Below are 25,252 nucleotides of genomic sequence, written 5' to 3' on the forward strand. Positions count from 1 at the left end.
AATGAGAAATGTTGGAGAAGACGAATTCCAATATCTTTTATTCTTTTGGAGTCACAAGTGCGGCAAAATAAATCATATGAAGAGGACTTAGAACTAAATTTCGAGATTCTCCATTCATTTCAATATCTATGAGGTAATATTCGCCGTGAAACTTTGAAACTTCAACAGGGAATAGGTTTCCTTTTTCATATTCTTCAGCAGCATCAAAAATGGCCCTCATATCACATCCACCTTCTTTAGCAATGGCGTGGCAATTCGGGCACATACAGAGTATATTGAATGGTTGATTATTCCACCAGATTGCACCGTCTCGATTTTCTTGAATGTGGTAAGTAACACTATAGAAACGACCCGTCTGCAGTTTTATCTGTAGCCCACAGATCTGACATCTTTCCTGATATTCATTGGAGAAGAATGACTTTGAATCTATACCATGGGGATCTATTATTTTTTGACCATCACTAATTGCTTTAACTCTCGATCTTTTAATGTGATTTCGAACTCTCTTATTATACTGTTCAGGGCCCTGTGCAATATTGTTTTTCACTCGATTCCTGATATTGTCATGTAATTTGATCTCCAAGAATGGATCTGGTCCACATTTCCACTCTAAAACAGTATCTTCCGAATGGACTGGCTTTCGATCACGCTTTAAACATTCAGCAATATTAGTTCGAATGGATTCTACATCTACCCCGTCAAGATCAGATATTCGATCATCTTTGGCATTGTCATAAATCACGCCACTTGATGATTTTTGATACCGATCTTCAATATCTCTCATTATTTGAATCAAATCTTCAAAATTACCATAATCTGAGATTTCTAAAAGATAACACAATATTTCACTTATATTCATATTCTGATCTACATACATGGCTTTACTTTGATGATCAAAGTGAGGAAGGGGGGTAAGTAATCTATTGATCTCAGGTCCAATAATCTGATAAATTGTTTTTACACGGAAGATAATAGCCATCTTGATATCAATTATCCCCAACGATCTTAATTTTCCTTGCAATTTTGAACGAGTTCTTGGCAATAGACTTTTTTTATAGAGATCAAATATAACAGCAAGATGTTCTGTTTCCTCATTATTCAAAGAGGATTCATCTTCTATTATGAGTTTTCCAACATCTTGTGGAAGTGCAAAGCCAATTGACTGGGCCGCTTCTTGCATATTAAAAAGATCTTCTTCAGTGGCTTCAAGAAGAACAACCCATATTTTTGAATCGTAGAGACTCTGGAAGGTGGTATCATCATTGAAAACCAAAACAGCCTGATTTTTATGGAATTTTTCAATTGCTGTATTAAAGTCATCTATGATGCGTCTTTGGTCAATAAAAGTCCAGGAATGATAATGCTTTAGAAGATCTCCCAGTAACTGTGTATTTTTCTTTGATACACGTCGAGAATGAAAGATTACTTCAAATAACCCTGAATAAACACTCGGGCTGTTTCCCTCTTTTAACCCAATTATTTCTCCGACTTGTTTTCCAATTTTCCCATACTGCTCTTCAATTAAAGGAGTATCGTCAGGCACTTTGAAACCAAGGCAAAAATCTTTTGCTGCCCTTAATTTTCTGGAAGATCGATCATAAATCTTAAGCTGAGATATATCTGCTCCAATAGCATGGTACTCGAGTGCAATCTCTAAAATATCATTATAATTATCAGGATTTATCATCTCCCAGAGGGCATTGACCTGATGAATGCTGTAATTATTAACCTGAAGTGCTTCAAGGTACTCAGGGTGGTATCCATTGCCTTTTTGGATATCTGTGGTAGCCTGAACAAAGTGAAGATATTTTTTTGCCTTCTTTAAATGCAAAATACTGGATGAATAAACCTTTATACAGTTTCTGGAACGAGCAACATTGCCATTTATATCTTGTAAAGGAATGAGATCTCTTGGAATACCGCCCCATGTTATGTCTTGCAAACATTTCTCTCTCAAAGTATGCCGGAAATATCTGACATAATAATTGCCAATTATGAGTTTATTATTCCAGATATCATATGCTTCAAGATCAAAACCATTCTTATTTTTCAGCCACGACTGATACAAAGGAAGGGCAAATTTACCGACATCATTTGATTCATTCCTTATTATCCCCTGCGTCAAAGGATCAAGATCAACTACCAGGACATCAACAGGGTTGCTGGACGTATAATCATTATTTATACTATTGACCCATTTTTCAAATCGAAGATGATCACACCCACTAAAATCCGAAACATCACTGTATTTGACATTATATAATCTAAACTGGGGTTCATTCCGAATTTTACACAATATAAGAAATTTTCGCCATTCCTCTTTCCACCTCCTGGTTCTTTCAACACTCTTTTTGTTGTTATCATCGTCATTTTTTGTGTTTGGAGGAGTCCAATATTTTTTTGGGAAATATAAAGTAGGCAATCCTATATCTTCAAACAAGTGATCCTCAGGATATAGCCTCAAAACTCGTGGAAGAAGTAAATCGGAAATTTTAACTGGATCTCCTGATGTCGATAGGAATTCTACATCTGACAGACCAGAAAGTGTTTCAATGAATTCATCATATTTGGACTCATTTTTTGTACGTTTTCCCCTATATTTTTGAAATATTGAGAAGAGGACATTATATCGAATATACTCTGTTTTTTTTGTAGGTAGGGTCTCGATAAGATAGGGTATCTGTAACTCCCGCAATATATTCTCATCATTTAATTCGGGTACTTCCAGAGATTTTAGCAAATCACGGACTGCACTGTTTCTTCTTACTTTCTGCTCAAAATTTTCTTTTTCTAGATTATTGTCGCCGCTGCTTTTTGGGTGATATGTATATTCGGTACTGACAATCGTATAATCAACACTATTTTCAAGACCAGTCTCTCTTGTGGATCGTGATGAAACCCAGAATATCTTACCCTCTCTTTTTTGGCCAATTAATGGTCCAAATCCTTTTTTTGGAAGAGGGAAGATCGGAGCGTTTAGCAATATGGAGCGATATTGATAATAGGTGGATTTATAAGAATTTGAATGTCTATATTTGATGCAAGGACATTCTTCTATGTTAGAATAAAGAAAAATAAGATTATCAGTATTTTTTAGCCATCGATGTGGGATTGAGATGGACGATACTAATCTGATAAATGTATCCTCATCAATTTGACTAACACCATAGTCACATAATTTAGTCTTCCATTCGGTTTTCACCAGCCAATCTGGATGGACAAATTTTTTACTCAAATATTTTTCTGCTCGATGCCGGAATGCAGGTTCAGCAGTAATCAGGGATTCTAAAAATTCTGATGGAATGATAGCATCTTCTGGTTTTACCCATTGATCTTTTCCTGATGAATATGTACGGACCCAGCACTCTTCCTTGAGCAAACTCATCAATTGAGCAAATTGGGGCGCGAGTTGTTGATCCCCGGCGGTGGCAGGAAGGTAATCTAGCAGACGCTTGGCGGTGATAGATATTTTTTTTAGTGATATGACCGCTTCAACAAGAATTTCTGGCAGTGCTGAAAGAAGGTGTTTATTCCAAGCATTTTGTTCGGGATCATGTAATTTTTCTCGATCGGCTGTTGTTTGTCCATCTAACTGAAGAAACAGAGGCGAGGGCAGAGTTACAAGGGTTGGGAGGTAGCAGAACAATCTACCATCAGGGAGTATACTTTGTTCAATCGGAAGAGGAAACGCGGCAATAACCCTTCTTTTCAGCGACTTTCCTTTAATGTCTACGTTATCCCATCTTTTCTGGACAAGTTCCCGGGTAAATTCCACGTCTTTCGAGTATAAATAATACCTTCGCGTTACTCTGCTGTGCGAAGATAAAATCTCTATCTGGTCAGATCCTCTATCTACTGGTCTTACAGTTAACGAGTAAATGATATCGGGCTTTCTACGATGATCCTCAACGACCAATTCAGATAATTGTTGCAAGAAAAGAAATGACTCTAACTCACCACTGACAATCTTTACAAGTTCATCTGCAATAATGTCAATGCTTTCAGATTCTGTAAAGGTAATTTTAAGTCGGGTACCTTTTCCATCTTGAGTCAATGAAGAGCCATTCAAGGGATGTGGGACAATACACTCGTCTTTGTTCAAAATGAAGTGCCAGGGAGGACTGTCAATCTCAACAGAGGATGCCAGAGCAAACACCGATTTAAATCCGATTCCCTTTTCTCCAATAAATCCATGAGAAAATCTGTTTGCTTGAATTTTTGTAGATGATCCCGTATCGGTAATAGCAATAATATCTTCAACAGAAAAACCATCTTCGTTATATTGAATTGTTATTCCAGAGGTTTCGATAATAAAACGTATTTTTGGATTTTTTTCGGCATATTGCGCATCATCTGCATTTTGTATCAGTTCGAGTAAGAAGTGTTTTCTATCCTGGTACGCAGTGTCACTGAGAATATTTAGACTATTTCTGTAACCCGGAATTTCCCAATCGTAATGTTTCCTTAAATAACGAAGTTTTTCCTGTGCCTTGGAAGGAGGCAGAGTTCGTATCTGTTGTAGCAATTCATTCCTTTCCTGTTTGATATTCGTCGCCATTTGTAGACTCCTTTTATTGATTAACCCTTAGTGAAGCAATGGCAACCAGCCTCAAGGTCATTACCAGATCGTCCTGATTTCGAATTTTTTGTATAAATTCTTCCCTTTTTTTTCTTACATTCTCCTTTTGCGACTCAATCAAACGAATAAATTTTGAACTTGGCTCTTTCCCATCGCTAATGACCTTTTTATAATGCTCATGAATTCGGCTGTTGAGTTGGATTATACGTGATTCGGTTGTTTTATCGATTGAATTTATACGTGATTGAATTCTATAGGCATTCCTGTCTTTCAACTCTCTCATTTCTATTTCAATCTGTGATTCAAGATCAATTTGTGCAGTCTCGATTGCCTCTCTTGGATTGATTGATGTTACTCGATGGTCCGAAGGAAGTACATTTTTCGCTAATAATCTTGAAAATGTTCGATAGTCACATTTAACACAAGTTCTGTTATTGACATCTACCGGTACAGCCGAGAGAGTGATTTCTGTTGTAAAACCTTCTAGCATTACTTCAAAAAAAGGAACAAAGTAATCTCCAGGACTCAATCCAATATTGTTAGATTCTCCAGAGATCGAAAAGACTCTGGGGATTTTTTCACTTTTTTCCAATTCCTGCAGCAAAAATTTGATCCAGAATCCACATGGTGGAAGAAAAACGGCCTGGTTTCTTTGAATAGCAACTGTACCATTGAATACAACCTCAATTGGATAATTCAGTTCCATTATTCGAGATAATTCCACAAAACTCCCTTCAGAACCAGGTTTTCGGCAATATTGCTCCAGTTGTGTGACAACCTGTTTGGATAGAGTGATATAGCCAGAACTTTCATCAATTTCGTTGAAATCACACTTATCCCATGAATGTAGACATTTTTTTGTCAGCCAAAGTGCATCTATTGGTTGAATGAACTCTGTGCCCGAATCAAGATTCTGAATTATCTGAGCAAATTTGTCTTCTCCCATCAATTCGATCCGATTCTGCTCAAATTTTTCCATCTCAAGTTTTGCATGCTCGACTGCAATTTCAATCTCTTGAATCCGTCGCTGTAACTGTTCTTCTGAAAGCGCTCCATTAATAATTTCATTCTGAAGATCTGCAAGTTTTGTTCCCAATATGGGTTCTAAAGCGCCGACGCTCTCTTCAACTAAATTTATTCGTTCATAGAGTGCTGAATATATGTTTTCATCAATGCTATCCTGAATATACATGCTAGCGACGAAGATCTTGTCCCCTTTTTGTCCAAAACGATCGATTCTTCCTATTCTTTGTTCAATTCTCATTGGATTATAGGGAAGATCATAATTGATGATTGTCTGACAGAACTGGAAGTCCAGACCTTCTCCACCTACTTCGCTGGATAAAAGGATCTCAAACTCCTCTTTTTCGAAGGACTCCATTATTTGATAACGTGTCTGGTTATTGCCATCTGGATAACTCGGAGTATCTCCATAAATTAATCCAACACTATAACCGTCCTCTGCAAGCCTTTTTTGGAGATACTTCAATGTTCTTACAAAAAAGGAGAAAACAATTATTTGAGGATTTACATGTGTTTGTTGAATTTTTTCGATGAGCTTACGAAATTCATCATATTTTGTATCAATGCCTTCAATTCTTTCTGCTTCAGAACGTAATTGGATTAAGCAATTCCTTAAATCTGGTGTAAGAGATGTTTCATTCAATCCTTGATCATCATCAGGGTCGTCCTCACTCGCAGAATTATCAATAAGCATTGAATTATTTACAATACACCAATTCAGGTACTCTTTCATTGCTGGGATGCAGCTGCTTGCCATTCTGCGTGGAATATTGGTAATAAAACCTAGAGCCGCTGGGTCCCCTCCTCTTTCGAGATACATCTTTTTGGATAATTCGATAACTCCATTGTGAAATTTCGTTTCTTCAGGAGTCAATTTAATTGGAATATTTATCGGTTCTCGGATAACACGGTGGTTGAGTGCCTCTCGTTTCAATGTCCGAGTGAATGAATTATCTAAAGGACTTAAATTACCCAAAATTCTATCAAAATTGGCAATTTCCTCTGAATTTAGTAATCCTCCATTTAATAGCCTTTTTTCAAATTTTTTAACCCCAGGATGATTGGAAATTGCTTCTCCAAGGATTCCAGATTTCATTTCCAGGATTTCTTTCAATATTTTTGAATTTACACTCGCCGATCGTTCAACCAGAAGTCGACGACAGCGATTAATCGATTTTACAGGGGATAAAATAGCATTAAAGGTTTGAAAATCCGGGAACAGCGATGGATTCAGAATATTCAATTGATTAAAGAGATCCTCATCTCTTAGGTTGAGTGGCGTTGCAGAGAGCATTACCATCATTTCAGTCAAATTACTCAGCATACAGCCAATTTGATAACTCAATGTAGATGCGTTTCTTAGATGATGGGATTCGTCAATGATAACCATAGACCACAATGGCGTCTCTCTTGAAGTGTTTAACACTTGGAGATTCTTGAAATGAGTTTCATTGCGCAACAATGGTAGACTGACAATTGACCAGAACATACCATCCGGGATTATACCATCTTTCGCGTATTCAAAAAAGTTTCGAAGCGACTTGCTATCATGGAGATGAAATTGCAAATTAAAACGTTGTTTCATCTCTTTAACCCATTTTGGTCCTAAAGAGTGAGGGCACACGATTAGAATTGGAGATTTTCGATCGATTCGATTGCGGGATAAGAGTTCAATCAGGATAATACCGGTTTCTATTGTTTTACCAACACCAACTTCATCAGCGATGAATAATCGTCCATCTGAACCAGGGGCTACAAATTTGATCAGGGGTTTAAATTGGTACGGGTTGAATATTGTCTTGCTTGCAAGATAGCTATAATAATTGCCTTCTATAGGTTTTTTTAGACGGAACCAAGTCTGAAAAAGATGAAAATCATCACCATCTCCGATATCATCTGAATAGAATGATTGAATAATTTCATGCTCTTCATCAATAATTTTGGAAAGGAATTTTTCTTGAATCGCTTTTGTAGTTCCATCAAAAGTCACACGGTACCCAACAGAATTGTTCCGAATAATTACTTCGTTTACAGTACCAATTTTTTCGCTATTACCAATTTTAACGTTATCTCCTACTTTAAAAAGGGGTTTTATCATATTAGTTCCCATCTACGCTACGTAATTATCTTTTCCCAAATAAATATGCCGTTTTAATCAATTAAACAAAATAATATTCGAGAATAATAAAATTTTGGGGACGTCTTGAAAACGTCTCTATGATAAAGACGATATATTCACCTCAGTCTTTCAGAAAATTTCAATTTCACGAAAGAAGGAAAACATTCCTTTATCCTATTTTACCTAGGTCAATAATCCGAACATCAGGCCGCGCCTCAGTGAGGAGGGCGACCGTCTCCGGGTGACAGGTGAAGTACAGAACCTGCGTCTTACCAGCCAGGTCAGCGATCGCCTGACATCCCCTCCTCTTCCTCACCGGGTCGAAGTTCACCAGCACGTCATCGAAGACGACAGGGAGGACGGCATCGTGTTTGCTGAACTCAGTGATATAGCCGAACCGCAACGCAAGGTAGAGTTGTTGCGCCGTCCCAAGACTCAGGTCGGAGATTTCCTTCCTTTTTCCATTCCTCTCTTCAACGACGACGGCCTCGGCATCGATCGGCCGGTAAATCTTCTGGTAGCGCCCACCGGTGATCCCGCTGAAATATCTGGTCGCCTCCAAGATGACCGCTGGCTGGCGTTCCTTCTCGTACTTCTCGATCGCCTGATTGAGGAGGTGGTCCGCGATCACCCTTACCGCCCATGCACGGGAGACCTCAGTAATGTCTTCGTGGAGACACCGCAATTTTGCTTCTTCGGCGGCCGTATGGTTGTCCTCTTCGAGTTCCTCGATCTCTTTCAGGAGGCGGCCGCGTCTTTCTCTTTTCTTCTCCCCTTCAGGTGTGATTTCATCCAGGCGCTGCCTGCACTCTTTGACCGTCTCTGCAAGGTCGGTGCGTTCGGTGTTCTGCAGGAGTGTAACAAAGGCCGGGAAAGCCCGTTCTCCGCCTGCCGCCTTCTTCAGGCGGAGTTCGGCATCTGCCTCCTCTTTCGCGAGCCTGATTCTCTCCCCCTGGATCCGGGTATGGTTCAGGAACGATTCTTCGTCTGTTACTGATGCCCCAGAAAAGAGGTCGGCCCGTTTCCTGGCCACATCCTCCATTTTTTCAATGATTGACTTCTCGTCCTTCTGTATCCTGGCATAGTCTCTTACCAGAGTATCATGCTGCCTCTTGCGCTCAATCTGCTCTTTGAGTGATGCCACCGCGTTCTGCACCTGCACCTCGACCGAGGGGGCAGGGTCTGCCCCGATTGCGACAGCGACCTCCCCCGCCGCCGTATCATACGCTACAATCGTCTCCTTCAGGTCGGCACACCTGATCCCAGCCGCATCCCGAGCCCTGATCCTGTCCTGTGCCTTCTCAATTGTGGGAATGATATCAAGGACGACTTCAGGTGTGAGCGAGGTGTCGAGGGAGACAGCCTCCAGCCATGCCTGCCACTCCTTCAGGGTTTCCTTTTTCTCCTCTGCATTTGCATCAATGTCGGCCTGTACGCGCTCAAGATCTGCGACATGATCGGCATACGTCTTGCGAGAAACCTGCAGGGCCTTCTCCAGTCTCTCCCTCTCCTGGAGGGTGTGCACCTCGCCGTCCAGCTTGGATCGCATGGTATTGATCGCTGAGAGATCGGGAATGGTAGAGAATCCGCACTCTTTTGCCTTATTCCTGAGAGTCACCTCCCGTTCGGCAAGATCCGTCTCCTTTCCCTGCCGTACTCTGGCCATGTCCAGAACGTCATCGCCTGCTGGAATGTCGACAGGTGTTTCTCGTGTGACACCCCGAAGATAAATCCCGGCAATCACCAGCATCAGGAGGAAGAGGCCGCCACCGACGATGATTGAGTCCATCATTACGCCACCGACAAGAGCGACCACACCTGCCGCCACGATCATCAGGGCCGGCCAGCGGGGAAGAGAGACCCCGCGGGCTGCCGCGTCCTGTTTTAGCCGCGTCCCGATCTCGGCCTCCTTCTCAATGAGACGGTCGAGTTCGTCCTTTGCCTTCGACCATGCCGGGACCTCGACACTCAGGTCGTCGAGGGCCGCTCTTTTCTTCTGTACCCCATCCATGGTCCCGGTGACGGAGAGGGCGGAGAGAGTCGCCTCGTCTGTCTGTATCTTTGCCTGCACCCCCCTCTTCTCCCCGTCAAGGCGATCTCCCTCAGACGTCTGGGTTCTGGCCTCCTCGTTGAGGTCGGAGAAATGGGTCCGGAAATCTTCGACCTGCTGGCGGGTTCGGGCAGAAACATCGAAAAAAGCGAGGGCCTCACCCTGCAGGCCGACCTGCCTGGCGAGGGCGTCAACCTCCTGCGTGAGTTTTTCTGTCTCCCGGACGGCCTCGTCATAGGCGCCAAGATCGGCGAGATACTTCTTCAGGCCGTTCTCCAGTTCATGGATCGCGTCGGCATGGACACAGACCACTTCATCGACAGTGCATCCTTCGAGGTCCTGAGCGTCCTGCTGGAGATTGCGGCGGCACGCCTTCAGTTCCTCCTCCAGTTCTTCTGCCTTCTCGTCGAAGCCCCTGAGGATCTGGACACCCCCCTCGGGAATGGGAGCAACCGTCGGAAGATCAGACAGACGTCTCTTCGTCTCGGTATAGCCGACCCAGTCCTCCCAGACCGAGAGCAGGTTCTCGGCGTCCTGCATCTTCTGCCTGAGCCTTTTCTCCTCTTTTTTCAGGTCGGCAAGAGTGCTCTCTAATTCTTTCAGTTCGATCTGGAGACAGTCGTACTCCTCCTGCGTCCCTCTGCACTGGCGCAGGGTCTTCTCCAGGCCAGTAATCTCTGAGAAGATCTCCTTGATCCTGATATCTTTCCAGGCCCTTCCAGGTTTGAAGAGTGCATCACGGTCCTTATGAACCTGCGCCCGGACATCAGCGATTGAGCCTCTGGTGATCCCGATCCCGGCACTCATCACCCTGCTCTGTATCGATCCAGCAGAGAGACTCTTGATGTCGTTCAGTTCGCCTATGCCAAAGGCATAGACATTCTCGAAGAACTGCCGGTCTGCTGTGCCGATGAGGTCGGGCAGGGTACAGCCAGCAGGACTTCCGTCGACAGAGACGAGCGAGGGTTCGGCACGCTTATCAGAGCGTTCAAGGAGCACGGTCCCCTCTTCGGGTGTGGTCAGTCGCAGCCACCCTCCCATATCCCCACCGTTCAGAGGTGGGTAAGAGTTTTGGCCCTGTTTCCTGGAGGGGAACCCAAATAACATCCGGCGGATGAACTCAAGTAGGGTCGACTTTCCCGCCTCGTTCGGTCCAGTGATGACGGTGAGATGAGGGGACAATACATCCAACTTTGTGTTATGAAAGTGGCCGAAGCCGTCGACGTAGATCTCCTCGATCTTCATGCTTTCTCCTCCTCCGGGTTCAGGAGGTCGAGGAGATAGGTTTCGGCCTCTCTGAACAGGTCGGGGATCTCTTCAGGACTGACGGGATCACACTTTTTTCCTCTCTTATCAGTGAACAGATCCTGAAAAAGGGGTTTGAGAGTCTCTGCAGCATGTGGGTTCTGCTGGAGGCCGTCAGAGATCCGCAGGATATCCCCGACGAGGTCCTCCCGCTGGACGAGCGTCTCGCGGTCGATGGGCAGGGCCGTGTTGTCGGTGATCCGGTCGATATAAACCTCTGGCTCGACTTCCCTGAGATGGTCGGCAAGGCCTTCGGCCGCTTTCTTCTCCCTGAGAGGGCGGTGGACCTCTCCCCGGCCGGTGAGGGTGAGGCGACAGCAGACCTGACGGCCGCCCCTCTCCTCCCGTATCTCGTCGAGAGCCTCCAGGATGGCGGAGTCGAGTTCGTCGAGCGTTTCGATGCCTTCAATAGAGAGGATGGTATCCTCCCAGCAGATCTCTGCAGTCTCCACAAAGGTGGGCTCGATGGTGCCATCTGGTCTGACCACAACATAGTAGCACCCCCGTGGACCAGACTCCCCAATGTCACGCCCCTGTGGGATGCCAGGGTAGACGATTGTTGGGTAGGTCTGGTGGACTACCGCAGGTTTGTGGATGTGACCGAGGGCCCAATAGTCATAGCCCCTCGCGGCCAGATCTTCCTCTGAGCAGGGGGCATAGGAGACGTGTTCGCCAGTACTGCTGCCGAGCGTGCCGTGTAGGAGACCGATGGTGAAGGGCCAGTCGTCTTCTTTCTCCGGGAACGTCGCAGCGAGGTTCTCCCAGACCGAAGACCTAGGATAACTCACCCCCACAATGGCCGCCTTCCTTTCTCCATCTTTTTCGAAGAAAACAACCTCGGGACCATCCTCTGCCATAATATGAACATTTTTGGGCCACTTGAGAGACCGGGACCAGGCGCTATGTGGATCATGGTTGCCGCAGGCGATGTAGACCAGGATACCGTGACTATCAAGCCTCTCAAGGGCGTGGAGGAGTTTGAGTTGCTCATAGATCTGCTGCCTCTTACTGTCATACAGATCGCCTGCGATCAGGACGAAATCGACCTCGTCCCTGATCGCCAGGTCAACGATCCGGTCTAAGGCACGGTATGATGCCTGGGTAAGTTTTTCGGCCATATTCTCATCCATAGCCCTGATGCCAGTGAGTGGACTGCCGAGGTGGAGGTCTGCGGTGTGGATGAAGGTAAGTGTGTCTGGAGATATTTTTCGAGTTTTTTTCGGGGGTTGTGTCATGCTATGCCTCAAATTCATTGTTCGTAGATGGATGCTTGGCGTAAGGCACGAAAAACATTATTATTTCAATAGCCAGTGAAAAATGGTGATAATATCCTTCCTGAGGGGAATGGACTCATTACTAACTTGCCCTTCATCAGGGGAGGGTTAATGATCCCTCCAGTCTGGGGGTTCTGGTCGGGGGACATGGAACAGCCCTATTGTGTCCAGAATGGATCTGCCTGACTGGATGATTTTCGATTTTTCGGGAACCTACAATTAAAAATATTTCTGGTCTGGTCCAGAACATTCCGGGTATGCCAAAAAATTGCCGATAAAACAGAAACGGTAATATACCCCTAGAGTTATCCCCTAATCTGAAAATGGAGTTGTCCAATTGGTTAGAAAACAATTTTCCCTGTGATTTTTATAATGAAAAAATTGCACAGAAGGCACTTCGTCATATGAATTATCATGAAAAATGGAACCTATTTTCTGAAGACTATGTAATAAAACGGGCTTCTGAAGGGCGTTGGTACGAATTTCTCGTGTATGAGGTTATGCTTGATCTCTCTTTGCAGACCGACTAAATACAGCACATCGTCAAAAAAGGAGATGATACTCCCGCCCCCTATATCAGGATGCAACCCGGTCAGAACGGATTTATTACTCTGAAAAAGGCAACCTGACCATCAGGGGAAATGGTCAGACCATCGCTGAGATGGACCTCCTGTTTGTAGACAAACACGGGGACATGGGCTTTGTCGAGGTGATCACCTCAGCAATGGACCTGAAGACCTTTCACGAGGAGATCTGCTATAAAAAAAGGTTGATCGGTTCCTTACTCGGACAAAAGACTGTCCCCTTTGTCCTGGTCTCTTCGGTTGATGTCTCCCGGTATGCCAGCATTCTCAAAATTGCACAAGAACCTGATTGTCTCATTCTGATCACAAACCCGGCCGAAGAGATGAGAGACCTGATCTATGAGGGGTCATTACGAAAAAAACCGGAAAAACCAGGTTTCCATCCAAAATTAATTGATATTACTAACTTTTTCTCCAGAGATACTTATGACTACAAGGAGATCCATGACTGCAACAGGGATACTGTCATCAGAATTATGCTCTCCTGCAAAAATGGTGGGATTGCTGCGATCTCATCGGTTCTCAATCCTCTGTCAAAATAAATTATGCTGGGAACACTGAATAAATCAGGAGTAGAGGCGATGTTGCACGATAGAGGGGTCAAGATAAAAGATGATTTACTCAATGCTTCAGGCGGGAAGGATGGGGTGGAGGGTGAGGAGCATGGTCTTTTCAGGAGGGGATGGGGGTGGAGGGGTGATGAAGGTTGTTGTTTTCGATACGTTCTGGAAAACACGGCTGTGTCCACGGCATTTAGTCCCGGGGACGAAAAGGAGCAACATTTTCTGGCGCAACAATGTCGGTATTGATATATCCTGCAGCAAAACCTTCTGCCAGAAGATCCTCAGGCAGGTAGCGGTCATACTTCTCCTGGACCAGATCAGGATATTGTTGTACAATATCAGTTTTTGAGGGACAATGAGTGAGAATATCGGTATAAAAATCCATGACCTCATCTGCAGTTGCCCCATGAAAGAAAAGCGCAATATCTCTGTCACGAACATCAAAGTCCCCCCAGCATGACCCAAGGATCGTGAGCGTGCGCAGGGCAGCCGACCCTGCCCAGGGAAACCAGAATGTGCCGTCTGAAAGGGGTATCAGATCAAACTCCAGGACGCCGGTTGACCTGGCAACGGATCTGGCAGAGGTGAGGAGAGATTTCCCGACGGTGTCAAGATATGTCGGAACCCTGTTTGAGAGGAGCATGGCATGCATCTTCTGGTGGACCATCGGATGAATGTCCGTTGCACCTTTCCCTGGAAAATATGGCACTTTGCCGCCTTTTGACGGTTGAACTGACATCTCTTTGCGGTCCAGGTCCACCATGAGCACCTCCCATCGGCGGCCTGCAAGGATCAGATATTCTTGATTCTCTATACCAAAGGTCGGTGCAATGCTTCCTATCTGCTTACTTTTCCATTTCACCTTTATTTCCTGTTCTGTCGGGAAACAGGCATAAAAATCTAAACGACGTACTATCCGCTCCCCTTGAAGGCCCAGAATAAGTAATCCTTCAGATGCCTGCTCAATCAGATCCGCTTTCGCTATACTTCGGAGAATACGGGTGAATGCTGACGGCGTCACCCAGGCAAACGCCCCCTGCCCCACGAGTACATCATAGATTGTGGCCGCGTGAGCACCGCCCCGCTCGGTGATGACGCTCAGAACCTGCTGGACAAGAGTGGAGTAATGAGGGAGACCAACCCTTGGAGGTTCACACCACCCTTCAAGCATGAGTTCGAAGAGGGATGTGGCACGGAGAAGCGAGGGATAGAGCTGGTCCACAAGGTCTCCCTCACCCCCGTGCGATTCAGGGATGAACATGATCATGACAGATGGGTTTCCCTCCCGCCGACCGCTTCGACCAAGACGCTGGCGAAGAGAGTGCACAGACCACGGGGCCCCGATCTGCCCGACTCGTGAAACATCCCCGACATCAATGCCAAGTTCAAGCGTGCTCGAACAGAATGTTGCGGTCGGATGGCTGGATTTCAGGGCCATCTCAGTCTCTTCACGCTCAACTCTGGAGAGAGAACCATGGTGAACCCTGAAGGGATTGAGCAACCCCGCCCCAGTGAGAGACCGGTTCACCTGATCGGTATAGAGTTCCAGGTTTGAGCGACTGTTGATGTAGATCAGACTGTTTTTTCCATAAAAATGATTGATAATATCTTCAGAGAGTTTTATCAGGGCTGGATCCTCATTCTCATCATCTCCTGACGTGTCAAAGAGATACCCTTTGATCAGAAAAGAAATATCCTGCCCTCCTCCTTCGTCTGAAACGATCCGCACCCCTTCTGGTTCTCGGGGCGACAACCACCTCTGCGTTGCAGAATAATCACCCAGAGTCGCCGAGAGACCGATGACGCGGGGTTGTACTGCACTGATCTGCGCGATCCTTGAAAGAAGACTTTTCAGGTGCATACCCCTTTCTGTGCCGATAAAGGCATGGATCTCATCGATGACAACATAGGGGAGAGATTGGAAGAGGGATGGCAACCAAGAGGAACGATTGATAAAGAGCGACTCGATCGACTCGGGAGTGATGAGAAGTACACCTGAAGGTCTGGAAAGAAATCGTTTTTTTCTTGCACTCCCGACGTCTCCGTGCCACTTAAAGACCGGGGTATCCATCGCCTTGCAGAGAATCTCAAGCCGCCTGAACTGGTCATTAATGAGAGCCTTGAGTGGTCCTACATAGAGGGCACTGACACCATTGCTTCTTTTCTGTACTACATCCGAGAGTATTGGAAGAAATGCTGCTTCAGTCTTGCCCGCTGCAGTCGCCGCAGAGATGATCAAATCTTCTGGCCCTTCATTGAACGCAGCGATGGTATTGACCTGGATCGAACGCAGCTCAGTCCAGTGCATATTGTACAGTTCTTTCTGGACCAGAGGGTGAAGGAGAGAAAAGGCGCCAGCCACCACCACTTCCCCCCTTATAGCCTGAAGGCCCGGAGTTCGTCATCGCCGGTTACAGTCTGTCCCTCCTCCTCTCCCCTGCTGGAAGGAGTTGCAGACGGCCTGGAGATCAGTTCCTCCCATCGGGCTTCCGGATTCTGTTCGAGCACAGAGAGGAGTCCGACAAACCGTTTCACGGCATCACGAGGTGTCTGGTAAAACTCTGCCCCCAGTATCCCGGAACAGTACTCCATAAACTGCGTGACCCCCTCATCAGGTATGAGATATGCCGATGCATCCCCCATGGCAAAGACCTTTCTGATATTATGGAAGAGGACAAAGAGATCCTCGGCGGTGAGGTTTTCCAGCCTTATAACTGGCCTTGAGAAGTCTTTCAGCCCATGGATCGCAAACTCGTTCTCGCGGAGTCGTGATGCCAGAGCTTCGTAACTCGCGATCCCCCGGCGAGGATCTGAAAAAAATTCATCTGTGCCGGCAAAGATGAACCCGATACCAGAAACATTTCCCTGCAGGCAATCGTTGACAATACGCAGGATCATCTCATAGTTTGTGTTTCGTGCCTGTGTATTGCTGAGACGGTGAGATAAGACACCCATTTCGTCGAGGTTGACAAGGAGTCCTGAATACCCTGCCATTCTGACAAATGAAGCCCAGACCTTGAAGTAATCATAGATGTCACTGTCGCCGATGATCATCCGGACACCAAGATCCATGCGGGCCTCAGTCTTGGTCTCATACCCGCCAGACAACCACCTGAGGGCCGATGACATGAGGGGCTCGTCGCCATGCTGAAAACCTTCATAATACCGGCCGATCACGGTTGCAAAGTCATATCCATGTACCAGATCCTGGAGGGACCGCAGCTCCTGGGTGATGGCGCGGACGATTTCATCATCTCCTTTTCCATCCTGCCTGAGACGGTAATCAAGATCTGAAACCCAGCGCTCAACAACGCTGGCAAGAGCTCCACCCTCAGGTTTTGCTCGAGTGGCCATGTTGTGCATCAGTTCAGCATACAACGCTCTGGCCTGCCCTCCTGTGGCATAGAGGCGTCGGTCAGGGGTGATGTCGGCCTGAACCACCACAAAGCGTTTTTCCAGTGCAACCTGCCTGGATAAATTCAGAAAGAAACTCTTCCCTGATCCATACTGACCAATAATGAAACGGACTGTTGCTCCATTGTCTTTGATCTGTCCGAGGTCATCCAGGATGGCATTGATCTCATCCTTTCTTCCGACCTGGATATGCTGAAGGCCAATTCTCGGAACGACCCCCGCGCGCAAAGATTGAAAAATCGCATTTCTTTCACGTTTTTTTATTTGAGCCATCATAATCATCCTTTAAAGCGGGATCATGCTCTGGTCCACGATCACCGAGCCCTCATCATCCTCCAGAATAAAATCACCCAAGTGTTCTTCTGACCAGACATTGATCGCCTCGATCGTCGCCTGGGGCATGCAATGATGGCACTGAACCAGGCGGATAAACTCATCCCGCGTCCATACTTCAGTGGTGAGAAGTTCTTCAAGGATCGGCACATAACGGGACTGAAGACCTTCAATGCCATCATGGTCAGAACGTGGCGTTTCCTTCGCTGTGATCTCCTCCGTGCTCTCCTCTCCCTCGAATACAAAGACCCCAAGCTCGGTCTCCTCCCTTTTAAAAACCTCACCGAGGATCTCTGAGACGTCTCTGGTCTCATCCATGATCCTGGAAACCGCTCCTTTATCGATGGTTAATACAGGGGGAGTTTCTACAGCAGGCAGCGAAGGAGGCTCCACAACAGGTGATGGAGCGGTTTCTACAACAGGTGGCGGGAGATTCTCTCCTTGTGTGAACATTACTCCACTGTGAACGGCGACAGGGACATCAGCAGCATCCACATTTTCCGCATGAGATAGAAGCCAGTGCAGGTATCCCTCTTCGATATCCATCGCCTTGAAGATCCGGTTGAGGTTCTTTTTTTCTTTCGGGTCAACGGTTCCATCAGCGGTGGCCATATCAACAAGGAACTGAGCAACCAGAAGACGGGCGTCAGGATCGAGCCCCTCATTCAGTCTTTTGCCAAGTCGTGTCAGTGAAGGGGGCGTCTGAATATAGAGATCTTCAAGTGCATCAAGACACTGATACTCAAAAGGAGAGAGTGAAAAGGTCTCCTTGAAAAATGTGTGTAGATGTTCACGTTCTTCAGGATCGACGTGACCGTCAGAGGCAGCAATGCCGATCCCCAATTCCAGCATAAGGGCATAAGACGCAAAAGAAGGGCTCAGGGCATTCTGATCATCGACGGGAAGAATCATAAGATCCTCATCCCACTGATATCCGTTCCCTGCATGTTGTATGTGGGGGAGGAGCACATATCCCCCGTCATGCACCGTCCTGGAGAGATTCCGACTCTGCACAGGGGTGAGTCGATGACGCCTTTCGATCCCGATCACTTCGGCAAGGGAGGAGACCGGGACACGTGCCCAAGGGTTATCCTTTCTGTGCTCCCTGAAGAGGTGGTCCCATGCGTCCTGATCCGGGTGGGAGGTTACGGCCCTCAGTTCTTCTGGCATGCAGCCATAGGCTTTCCAGGTGATGGTCCCTCCACTTTTTGAGAACTGATTTATAAACGGCCTGATGTCATGTATACAACCCTCCCAGAGGGAAAAGAGGCCATTGAATTGTTTTTTCCGCCTGAGGGGATGAGGTATGAAGCAGGGTACAGGAGCGGCACTGGAAGATGATGAGAGAAGGCTTGGGCTGGCCGGACGATATTCTAGTTTATATGGATTTTTTGCCGGGACGACCCTGAGACCATTATCAAACATGGAGAGATAGCGCTTCTGAAATAATGTTTTAAAGTATGAATTCTCTTTTTTTATTGCAGACGGAACAGAGGCACCAGAATAGTGACGTGCGACACTGTATGCAAGTTTCCAAGGGATCGGTTCTCCTTTCAGAGCAAACCAAGCAAGTGCAACCAAGGTAGTTGTTTCATTCAGTTCAGTCAGGTCCGGGAAGTAGAGCGTGAGGTCTTCCTGGGTCATGGTGTCCAGGTGCATTGCCACAATGTAGCCAAGAAAACCCTCCAGATAGGTAGTGAATGAATGTGAGGTCTGGTATCTGTCGAGAAGACGTCGCACTTCGTGTACGACCAGATCGATGTCCTTTTTTTCGATGAGTGCCCGCCTTTCAAGCCCATAGAAGTAGATAAAGGCATAGCCGATCTCACCAAGATCTTTGTCTTTGCCTGTCGAGAGCCATGAAAGGTAATTTGCCCTCTGATCAGGGGTGAGCTGAGAGTAGCATGGCCAGTAAGGGAGAGAAGGAGTATTTGAATCGCTCGACTGACCTGTTGGGAGAGTTATGTCCAGACAGGAAGCCTCATCAGGCGATACTGTGCCGTGGGACCAGTAGGTGAGGGGATCTTCGATTGTGTAACCCTGTACAGTGATTGACGTTTGTTTCCCGGCCCAGAGAAGGACATTTTTCTGTGAAGTTTCTGCAATTTCTGTACGTGCTTCTTCTTTTGTCTGGCCAACACCTGATCTTGTTCTGGTTCCAGACGAAAAAACGGGATCATCTGTTCGATCATCTGCTGTAAGAGGAGGTGTTTTGGTTCCCCAGTCTTTTTGGGTTTTTTCAGGGTTTTCTGGATTCTGAGATGTTTTCCTGGCCCGAGTCTGCAAAGCACGAAAGAAAATGAAGAGGAATAGCCCAAATAAAATCAGTACAATCAATACAATAATTAATATTTCAAGCATAGTTCAACAAACAAAATAATGTCATTCCCCATATAGATGTTTTTTCATTTTTTCTCAGGTATGATAGGCAGAAAAATATGAATGTCGCCTTTTTGAGCCCGGCCTCCCGGCGAAATTAGGCGCATCATGTCATGTTCCTCCGAGAACCTCCACCTCGTTCTCCAACCCCTTGATCTCCTTTTCAATATAATCCCGCTCTCGATAGGGAAATATTGGGGGAGGAAAAGATGATCACCAGGGTTCCTGAGCAGGTCCGGGAGATAACGGAGAAACTTGAACTCAACATATTCCCTAAATGATGAAAAGTTTGGGGTAGAGATTGGCAGCAGCAGTCGTTCTATCTCCACGGGATTTTTTTAATATTATATGCAATAATATCCCTTTATTTTTAAATTATACTTTTTGGAAGACTATTTTTTTCAAAATATGATCAATATGGATTTTCACATCAGCAGGGGAGGTGGCGGGCATACATGGTGAGAAGGGGCAAGAGGATGAAGACCGCCATAACAGGTATTACAGCGGCATTCGCGAAACACCCTTGCACAACGGTGGATCTGGATGCCGCCACTGAGGTTCCCTGCCCGCAGACAACCACTGCATGGGAGATCTGCGGATGTCCGCACAACAGAGCAAAAACCAGTTTTTCCAAACCACTCAGAGATTGTACGGTTCTGATACCACAGGAGAAGAAGGTCCGGGAAAGGTTTTATTCAAGCCATCGATAAAAGAACAATTACGATAAATCGGCAATTTCTGTCTTCAGATCCTTCAGAGTCCTGTCCCCGGCAGGGTTTCAAACAATCCCCTCTATGTACAATTATCACCCTGCAACCACCCCCCTCAGGCGATCCAATTCGCACTCCTGAAGATGTTACCGTGCTTGGGTATAATGAAACAGAGACGTAGGCGTCTCACCATTGAAAACACAAAAGATGCTGCGAGGGGGATCCGAACCCCCGACCTCCAGATATCTCAGATCTGGGCGCTTCGTTGTTGCTCAAAACCCTATGAGTCTGGCGCCCTAACCAGCTAGGCCACCGCAGCGCAGGTGTTTGCACCTAAGTGCAGTATAACAATGATGGATTCACTAATAAAGGTTGTTGTGGCCGGAGATGCTCAGCGGTTCCGGCTTTTAATATAGACATTGACCGCGGCGGAAATGGCCGCCATCTCCTTCCCCTGCCGCAGGGAATCGGCCAGTGTACCCATCCTCGCCTCCTCCTCGCGCAGGGCGCGCCGGAGGCTCTGGGCAATATGCTCCTCCATGAGGAAATGGGTGTGGGTGTTGCCCTGCACGAACTCGCGGTTGTGCATCAGGGCATGGTGGAGGGGAAGGGTGGTCTTCACCCCCAGGATCACGTACTCAAAGATCGCCCGGCGCATCCGCTCGATCGATTCCATGCGCGTCTGGCCCCAGGCGCAGAGCTTGGAGATCATCGAGTCATAGGTCGGCGGGATCGTATAGCCCATGTGGATGCCGGAGTCCACCCGGATCCCGGGCCCGCCCGGCGAACGGTACCTGACGATCTTGCCCGGATCGGCCATGAAATTGTTCGTGGGGTCCTCGGCGTTGATCCGGCACTCGATCGCATGCCCGCGGATGGAGACGTCCTCCTGCCCGAAGGAGAGGTCCTGCCCGGCGGCGATGGCGAGCTGCTGCTTGACGAGATCGATCCCGGTGATCATCTCGGTGATCGTGTGCTCCACCTGCAGGCGGGTGTTCATCTCCATGAAATAATACTCCCCGCCCGAGTAGAGGAACTCCACCGTCCCGGCATTGCGGTATCCCGAGGTCTTCGCCACCGTCACCGCCGAATCGGCCATCTGCTCACGCAGTTCCGGGGTCATGATCGGGCAGGGCGCCTCCTCGACCAGCTTCTGGTGCCGACGCTGGATCGAGCATTCGCGGTCATAGAGGTGGAGCGTCGTCCCGTAGTTGTCGGCGAGCACCTGGAACTCGATATGGCGGGGCTTCACCAGGTACTTCTCGATGAACACCGTGGCGTCCCCGAAGGCCGACTCGGCAATCTTCATGCTGCCGGTGATCGCCGCCTCCAGTTCCTCCGGGGTGTTGACGATATGCATCCCGATACCGCCGCCGCCCGCACTCGCCTTCACGATCACCGGGTAGCCGATCTCCTCGGCCACCCGGGCCGCCTCATCGATGCTCGAGATCCCGCCCGGCGTGCCGGGCAGCACCGGGACGCCCGCATCCCGCATCGTCCGCTTGCTCTCGATCTTCGACCCCATCATCTCGATGGTCCGCCAGGAGGGCCCGATGAAGGTGAACCCCTCCTCCTCGACGCGGCGGGCAAAACCTGCATTCTCCGCCAGAAAACCGTAGCCCGGGTGGATCGCCTCCGCCCCGGACTTCCTGGCGATCTCGATGATCCGGTCCACATTGAGGTAACTCTTCTGCGGCGGGGCCTCGCCCACAAAAAAGGCCTCGTCGGCATATTTCACGTGGAGGGCGTTTTTGTCCGGGGTGGAATAGAGGGCGACCGTCTCAATGCCCAGTTCCCGGCACCCCCGCATCACCCGTATGGCGATCTCGCCCCTGTTGGCGATGAGCACCTTCTCAAAATATCTCATAGGACCCCCACACGCCTTATTCGACCACCATCAGCACGTCCCCGTTCTGGACGACGTCCCCGGCATCGACAAAGATCTCCGAGACCCTGCCGTCGCGCTGGGCATAGATGGGGTTCTCCATCTTCATCGCCTCGAGCACCAGCAGCACATCGCCCTTCTTCACCTCGGCACCGGCGCCCACCTTCACCTCGAGCACCATGCCCTGCATATTGGACTTGATCCCGCCGGTGATCTCGCCGCGCGGGATCTCGCGTGCGCCGCCCGAGGACGCCGACTCGACAGCGCTCCCCTCGACCGATACAATCCGCACCGAGAAGATCTCGCCGTCGACCTCCACCTCCATGAACGAGGGGATGTCGGCCGGGGATGCAGGTGCGGAGGCCCGCCGCTCCGGGATCAGTTCGGGCTTTCTCTCGCCCTTCAGGAACGACGGTGCGATGGCCGGATAGAGGATGTAGGTGAGCACATCCTCCTCTTTCCTGACGAGCCCCTCCTTCTCCGCCTGCTCGCGCATCTTCTGATAGGCGGGCTCCAGGAGATCGGCGGGCCTGACCGTGATCACCTCCTCGTCCCCGATGATCAGGTGCCTGATCTCGTCGGTGATCGGGGCCGGCGATCGGCCGTAGAGGCCGCGGACATAGTCCTTCACCTCTTTGGTGACATTGGAATAGCGGTCGCCGCCCATCAGCACATTCAGCACGGCCTGCGTCCCCACGATCTGCGAGGTCGGGGTGACCAGCGGCGGGTATCCCAGGTTCGCCCGCACCCGCGGGATCTCCTCGAGCACCTCCTCGAGGCGGTTGAGGGCGTCCTGCTCCTTGAGCTGCGAGACCAGGTTGGAGATCATCCCGCCCGGCAGCTGGTAGACGAGCACATCCGAATCGACCCGTTCTGAGATCGGGTCGAGCAGACCGCCGTACTTCTCCCTGAGCCTGAGGCAGAGGTCACGCACCCGCCTGAGGGCATGGAGGTCGATGCCGGTGTCCTGCGGCGTGCCCGCGAGCGCGGCCACCACACTCTCGGTCGGCGGCTGCGAGGTGCCGAGGGCAAACGGCGACATCGCCGTGTCCAGGATATCGACGCCCGCCTCGATCGCCGCCTGATAACTCATCGGTGCGATGCCGCTCGTGGAATGCGAATGGAGACACACCGGCAGGTCGATGCGCTCCTTTATACCGGAGATCAGGTCCCGAGTGGCGTCCGGCATGATCAGCCCGGCCATATCCTTGATGCAGATGGAGTCGCACCCCCGCGCCGAGAGTTCTTCTGCCATCTCGACGAACTTTGCGGTCGTATGCACCGGGCTCGTTGTATAGGAGATCGTTCCCTGAATATGTGCACCGGCGGCCTTCACGCTTGAAAAGGCCTTTTCCATATTCCTGATATCATTGAGGGCATCAAAGACCCGGAATATATCGACGCCGTTTTTATAGGCGGCGTCCACAAAACGTTCGACCACATCGTCGGGATAATGGCGGTAACCCACCAGGTTCTGCCCCCGCAGCAGCATCTGGATCGGTGTCCGCGAGAGTTCGGCCTTCAGATCCCTGAGGCGCTCCCACGGGTCGTCGTTGAGAAACCGGATACAACTGTCAAAGGTTGCACCCCCCCATGCTTCCAGAGAGAAGAAGCCCACATCATCCATCTTACGGGCCAGAGGAATCATGTCCTCTGTCCTCATTCTGGTGGCGATGAGCGACTGATGGGCATCCCTGAGCGTTGTATCGGTAATATGAACTCGTTTAGGATTGGCAGCACTCATCTGAATACCTCGGGGCTTAGAAATATTGACAAGCCTCTCAAATTTTCATTCTGATCATATAAATACATCACCAAGGGGTACAAACGAGAGAATTACGATGAATACGGCCAATATTGCCGCCATTGCCCCTCCTTTCCCATCTTCCCGGTCCGGGCATGCCGTCCCCCCTCCGAGATATCCCCGGATGGCAAGCAGAGCCGCACGCTCATCTGAATGACGAATATGCGCGTGTATCACCGAGATACCGAATCCAGCAATCGTTCCCGGCCCCAGCCTCTTCCCCTTCAGGCGAAGCGCGGCCCGGATCTGGGCGATATCGTCCCGCAATGAATCGAGCGCCTCCATCCCCATCTCACCGGCAAGGCCGAGATCAAAGCCTGCCCGTCGCCCGAAAACGGAGACGCCGAACCGGATCAGTTCGCCGGGCACCCGTTCGCCGTACGCCCAGAAGGCGATCAGGAATACCGCCGTCATCCTGACGAGATATGACGCCCCCCCTCCGGTGGTGAGTTCTGCTGCCAGTGCGGCGACGATGAGCAGCAGGAACACACTCGCCACGGCCTTTAGAGACGGGAGGGAACGGAGACGACGGGAGAACACCCCCCACCAGAGCATGACCATCACGGCCCCGGCGACCGAGTGGAAGGCAGCAACCGAGAGTGCACAGATAGAGAGGACCCTGAGGCGGATCTCCATCAGCGGGTCCTCCCTGTTTCGTCCGTGCCGATGCACGACACCTCGCCGTCTGCGACCTCCCAGAGGTAATCGGCGTGCGGCAGGAAACGCCGCTCGTGGGTGAAGATGATCGTGACGCCGGAACGGCGGTTCAACAGTTCCCGGCAGAGCCAGCGTTTTCTGATGCAGTCCAGGGAGGAAAAGGGTTCGTCCAGGACCAGGAGGTCATAGGTGCCGGCCATGAGGCAGGCAAGATGGAGCCGTTTCAGCTCACCCCGGGAGAGGGCAAAGGGGTCGGCCTCCATCCTCTCCGAAAGTCCGCACGACCGGGCGACGTCAGCCGGATCGACACCATAGGAGGCGATCTCCCTGCCCACCGTCGGTTCGGTGACATGGTACTCCGGGTTCTGGAGGGAGAGGGAATGCGATCCGATCCCCTCCTTCCGGATGGTGCCGGCAACGGGCGTGAGGAGGCCCGCAAGCAGCAGGGCGAGGGTGGACTTGCCGCTCCCCACCCTGCCGGTGCAGAGGTGGACCCCCTCTCCGAAGGTGCCGGTGCACCGGAGACTGAACCGCCCCCGCCTGGCGCACACCCCCTCAAGCCTGACCTGCACC

13 protein-coding genes and 1 tRNA gene are annotated in these 25,252 nt (G+C 49.0%); 1 reads left to right on the top strand and 13 read right to left on the bottom strand.

Annotated features, from left to right (window positions below; genetic code table 11):
* Positions 1 to 37: 37 nt before the first annotated feature.
* The 4 genes from CUJ86_RS07950 to CUJ86_RS07965 form a co-directional block, all read right to left on the bottom strand.
* A complete protein-coding gene (locus CUJ86_RS07950; protein ID WP_130647039.1) occupies positions 38 to 4,558 on the bottom strand; it encodes a sacsin N-terminal ATP-binding-like domain-containing protein in 4,521 nt (1,506 codons plus the stop codon).
* A gap of 13 nt (positions 4,559 to 4,571) precedes the next feature.
* Complete coding sequence (locus CUJ86_RS07955; protein WP_130647040.1) at positions 4,572 to 7,712, bottom strand: DEAD/DEAH box helicase; 3,141 nt, start codon at positions 7,710 to 7,712, stop codon at positions 4,572 to 4,574.
* A gap of 178 nt (positions 7,713 to 7,890) precedes the next feature.
* Complete coding sequence (locus CUJ86_RS07960; RefSeq protein WP_130647041.1) at positions 7,891 to 11,016, bottom strand: ATP-binding protein; 3,126 nt, start codon at positions 11,014 to 11,016, stop codon at positions 7,891 to 7,893.
* Complete coding sequence (locus CUJ86_RS07965; RefSeq protein ID WP_130647042.1) at positions 11,013 to 12,329, bottom strand: metallophosphoesterase family protein; 1,317 nt, start codon at positions 12,327 to 12,329, stop codon at positions 11,013 to 11,015. The genes CUJ86_RS07960 and CUJ86_RS07965 overlap by 4 nt, the downstream gene beginning before the upstream one ends.
* Before the next feature lie 682 nt (positions 12,330 to 13,011).
* Here CUJ86_RS07965 and CUJ86_RS07970 point away from each other — a divergent pair.
* Complete coding sequence (locus tag CUJ86_RS07970) at positions 13,012 to 13,476, top strand: hypothetical protein (RefSeq protein WP_130647043.1); 465 nt, start codon at positions 13,012 to 13,014, stop codon at positions 13,474 to 13,476.
* A 211-nt stretch (positions 13,477 to 13,687) separates the two neighbouring features.
* Here CUJ86_RS07970 and CUJ86_RS07975 read toward each other — a convergent pair whose 3' ends face one another.
* The 9 genes from CUJ86_RS07975 to CUJ86_RS08015 form a co-directional block, all read right to left on the bottom strand.
* Positions 13,688 to 15,859, bottom strand: a complete 2,172-nt coding sequence (locus CUJ86_RS07975) for a DEAD/DEAH box helicase (protein ID WP_235855620.1) — start codon at positions 15,857 to 15,859, stop codon at positions 13,688 to 13,690.
* A 14-nt stretch (positions 15,860 to 15,873) separates the two neighbouring features.
* Positions 15,874 to 17,193, bottom strand: a complete 1,320-nt coding sequence (locus tag CUJ86_RS07980) for an ATP-binding protein (RefSeq protein ID WP_328590964.1) — start codon at positions 17,191 to 17,193, stop codon at positions 15,874 to 15,876.
* Positions 17,194 to 17,196: 3 nt separating this feature from the next.
* The gene (locus CUJ86_RS07985; protein ID WP_130647045.1) at positions 17,197 to 19,605 is read right to left on the bottom strand and encodes a tellurite resistance TerB family protein; all 2,409 of its coding nucleotides are present in this window, start codon (positions 19,603 to 19,605) and stop codon (positions 17,197 to 17,199) included.
* 44 nt (positions 19,606 to 19,649) lie between these two features.
* A complete protein-coding gene (locus CUJ86_RS07990) occupies positions 19,650 to 19,952 on the bottom strand; it encodes a hypothetical protein (protein ID WP_130647046.1) in 303 nt (100 codons plus the stop codon).
* 589 nt (positions 19,953 to 20,541) lie between these two features.
* Positions 20,542 to 20,652: transfer RNA gene (locus CUJ86_RS07995), tRNA-Met, on the bottom strand.
* Positions 20,653 to 20,724: 72 nt separating this feature from the next.
* Complete coding sequence (locus CUJ86_RS08000) at positions 20,725 to 22,200, bottom strand: acetyl-CoA carboxylase biotin carboxylase subunit (RefSeq protein WP_130647047.1); 1,476 nt, start codon at positions 22,198 to 22,200, stop codon at positions 20,725 to 20,727.
* A 16-nt stretch (positions 22,201 to 22,216) separates the two neighbouring features.
* Complete coding sequence (oadA, locus tag CUJ86_RS08005) at positions 22,217 to 23,962, bottom strand: sodium-extruding oxaloacetate decarboxylase subunit alpha (protein ID WP_130647048.1); 1,746 nt, start codon at positions 23,960 to 23,962, stop codon at positions 22,217 to 22,219.
* Between the two features lie 54 nt (positions 23,963 to 24,016).
* Complete coding sequence (locus tag CUJ86_RS08010) at positions 24,017 to 24,658, bottom strand: hypothetical protein (protein ID WP_130647049.1); 642 nt, start codon at positions 24,656 to 24,658, stop codon at positions 24,017 to 24,019.
* Positions 24,658 to 25,251: an ATP-binding cassette domain-containing protein gene (locus CUJ86_RS08015; RefSeq protein WP_130647050.1), complete on the bottom strand. Its 594-nt coding sequence runs from the start codon at positions 25,249 to 25,251 to the stop codon at positions 24,658 to 24,660. Before CUJ86_RS08015 ends, CUJ86_RS08010 begins: the two co-directional genes overlap by 1 nt.
* Position 25,252: the final 1 nt, after the last annotated feature.

Origin of the sequence: Methanofollis fontis (assembly GCF_004297185.1) — an archaeon.
In the GTDB taxonomy this organism is placed as follows: domain Archaea; phylum Halobacteriota; class Methanomicrobia; order Methanomicrobiales; family Methanofollaceae; genus Methanofollis; species Methanofollis fontis.

Coding starts and splice junctions, on each gene's coding strand:
- CUJ86_RS07955 (WP_130647040.1), bottom strand. CDS start 7,712: ATGGGAACTAATATGATAAAACCCCTTTTTAAAGTAGGAGATAACGTT.
- CUJ86_RS07970 (WP_130647043.1), top strand. CDS start 13,012: ATGGACCTCCTGTTTGTAGACAAACACGGGGACATGGGCTTTGTCGAG.
- CUJ86_RS07965 (WP_130647042.1), bottom strand. CDS start 12,329: ATGAATTTGAGGCATAGCATGACACAACCCCCGAAAAAAACTCGAAAA.
- CUJ86_RS07960 (WP_130647041.1), bottom strand. CDS start 11,016: ATGAAGATCGAGGAGATCTACGTCGACGGCTTCGGCCACTTTCATAAC.
- CUJ86_RS07985 (WP_130647045.1), bottom strand. CDS start 19,605: ATGCTTGAAATATTAATTATTGTATTGATTGTACTGATTTTATTTGGG.
- oadA (WP_130647048.1), bottom strand. CDS start 23,962: ATGAGTGCTGCCAATCCTAAACGAGTTCATATTACCGATACAACGCTC.
- CUJ86_RS07980 (WP_328590964.1), bottom strand. CDS start 17,193: ATGATTATGATGGCTCAAATAAAAAAACGTGAAAGAAATGCGATTTTT.
- CUJ86_RS07950 (WP_130647039.1), bottom strand. CDS start 4,558: ATGGCGACGAATATCAAACAGGAAAGGAATGAATTGCTACAACAGATA.
- CUJ86_RS08010 (WP_130647049.1), bottom strand. CDS start 24,658: ATGGAGATCCGCCTCAGGGTCCTCTCTATCTGTGCACTCTCGGTTGCT.
- CUJ86_RS08000 (WP_130647047.1), bottom strand. CDS start 22,200: ATGAGATATTTTGAGAAGGTGCTCATCGCCAACAGGGGCGAGATCGCC.